Origin of the sequence: Pseudomonas sp. NPDC088885, assembly GCF_044750025.1 — a bacterium.
Lineage (GTDB): Bacteria > Pseudomonadota > Gammaproteobacteria > Pseudomonadales > Pseudomonadaceae > Aquipseudomonas > Aquipseudomonas rustica.
In genome coordinates this window covers 1-2,481 of sequence record NZ_JBIVJB010000185.1, presented here as the reverse complement: position 1 = coordinate 2,481, position 2,481 = coordinate 1, and the positions used below count along the sequence as shown (strand labels likewise).

The window sequence follows — 2,481 nt, the reverse complement described above, 5'->3', positions numbered from 1 at the left end:
TTTTTGCTTTTGTTTTAAACACTCAAATTTTGACTAAAACGACGCTTTTATAGTAATTCTTTTTACGGTCGGCATGTGGTGTGCAGCGGGCAGCTTGCAGACGACAACGCACATGCCCGAGGGCATGTGCGACAAATCGTGCGGTACTTTACCGGAGAATTGAGTGTTACGCGGTTTCTACCGTCGGAAAACTCTTCACCAGTTCGTCCAAAGCTTTGAGCTGGGCCAGAAATGGCTCCAGTTTGTCCAGACGCAAGGCGCAAGGGCCGTCGCATTTGGCGTTGTCCGGATCAGGATGCGCTTCGAGGAACAGACCCGCCAGCGACTGGCTCATGCCGGCCTTGGCCAGATCCAGCACCTGCGCACGGCGACCGCCAGCGGAGTCGGAACGACCGCCTGGCATTTGCAGCGCGTGGGTCACGTCGAAGAAAACCGGATACTCGAACTGCTTCATGATGCCGAAGCCGAGCATGTCGACCACGAGGTTGTTGTAGCCGAAGCTCGAACCACGCTCGCAGAGGATCAGTTGGTCGTTACCCGCTTCCACGCACTTGCTCAGGATGTGTTTCATTTCCTGAGGCGCGAGGAACTGGGCTTTCTTGATATTGATCACTGCGTTGGTCTTGGCCATCGCGACGCCCAGATCGGTCTGGCGCGACAGTAAGGCCGGCAGTTGAATGATGTCGCAGACCTCAGCGACGACCGCGGCCTGATCAGGCTCGTGGACGTCGGTGATGATCGGTACGCCGAAGGCTTGTTTGATGTCCTGGAAGATGCGCATGCCCTCTTCCAGGCCAGGGCCACGATACGAATGCACAGAAGACCGGTTGGCCTTGTCGAAACTTGCCTTGAACACGTAAGGGATACCGAGTTTTTCGGTGACCTTTACGTACTCTTCGCAAACCTGCATGGCCATGTCACGGCTTTCCAGCACGTTCATGCCGCCGAACAGCACCATGGGTTTGTCGTTGGCAATCTCGATGTCGCCGACGCGGATGATCTTCTGTGCCATCGGGGTTACGCCTTCTTCTGGTGTTGAGCCAACGCTGCTTTGACGAAACCGCTGAACAGCGGGTGGCCATCGCGTGGTGTCGAGGTGAACTCAGGGTGGAACTGGCAAGCAACAAACCATGGGTGATCGGCCGCTTCTACCACTTCAACCAGCGCTGCGTCAGCCGAGCGACCGGAGATTTTCAGGCCGGCTTCGATCAGTTGTGGCAGCAGCTTGTTGTTCACTTCGTAACGGTGACGGTGACGCTCGACGATCACATCCTTGGCGTAGCAGTCGTGCACCTTGGAGCCGGCTTCAAGCAGGCATTCCTGAGCGCCGAGGCGCATGGTGCCGCCCAGATCGGACGTTTCGGTACGCACTTCAACGGCGCCGGTCGCGTCTTCCCATTCGGTGATCAGACCCACAACCGGGTGGCCGCTGGCGCGGTCGAACTCGGTGGAGTTGGCGTCTTTCCAGCCCATCACGTTACGGGCGAACTCGATGACCGCCACTTGCATGCCGAGGCAGATGCCCAGGTACGGAACCTTGTTCTCACGAGCGTACTGAACGGCGGTGATCTTGCCTTCCACGCCGCGCAGACCGAAGCCGCCCGGTACGAGGATCGCGTCGACACCTTCGAGCAGCGCGGTGCCCTGGTTTTCGATGTCTTCGGAATCGATGTAACGCAGATTGACCTTGGTGCGATTGCTGATGCCGGCATGACTCATCGCTTCGATCAGCGACTTGTAGGCGTCCAGCAGTTCCATGTACTTGCCGACCATGGCGATGGTCACTTCGTGTTCCGGGTTCAGCTTGGCGTCAACCACCGCTTCCCACTCGGACAGATCAGCGCTGCCGCACTGCAGACCGAAACGCTCAACGACGAAATCGTCCAGACCCTGCGAGTGCAGGATGCCAGGGATCTTGTAGATGGTATCGGCGTCTTCCAGCGCGATCACCGCACGTTCTTCAACGTTGGTGAACTGAGCGATCTTGCGACGCGACGAGATGTCGATCGGGTGATCGGAACGGCACACCAGTACGTCTGGCTGCAGGCCGATCGAACGCAGCTCTTTCACCGAGTGCTGGGTTGGCTTGGTTTTGGTCTCGCCGGCAGTGGCGATGTACGGCACCAGAGTCAGGTGCATCAGCATCGCGCGCTTGGCGCCGACTTCGAAACGCAGTTGGCGGATCGCTTCGAGGAACGGTTGCGACTCGATGTCACCGACGGTGCCACCGATTTCAACCATCGCCACGTCAGCGTCGCCAGCACCCTTGATGATGCGGCGCTTGATTTCGTCGGTGATGTGCGGAATCACCTGGATGGTTGCACCCAGGTAATCACCACGGCGCTCTTTGCGCAGTACGTGTTCGTAAACACGGCCAGTGGTGAAGTTGTTGTTCTGGGTCATGGTCGTGCGGATGAACCGCTCGTAGTGGCCCAGGTCCAGGTCGGTCTCGGCGCCGTCGTGGGTGACGAACACTTCGCC

General features: G+C 58.3%; 2 protein-coding genes. Both read right to left on the bottom strand.

The window, feature by feature from the left end:
• Positions 1-166: 166 nt before the first annotated feature.
• Positions 167-1,012, bottom strand: coding sequence for a 3-deoxy-8-phosphooctulonate synthase (gene kdsA / locus ACIP1X_RS28070; RefSeq protein ID WP_400755898.1), 846 nt, complete (start codon positions 1,010-1,012; stop codon positions 167-169).
• Positions 1,013-1,017: 5 nt separating this feature from the next.
• A partial coding sequence (locus tag ACIP1X_RS28065) for a CTP synthase (protein WP_400755897.1) occupies positions 1,018-2,481 on the bottom strand: 1,464 nt, incomplete at its 5' end.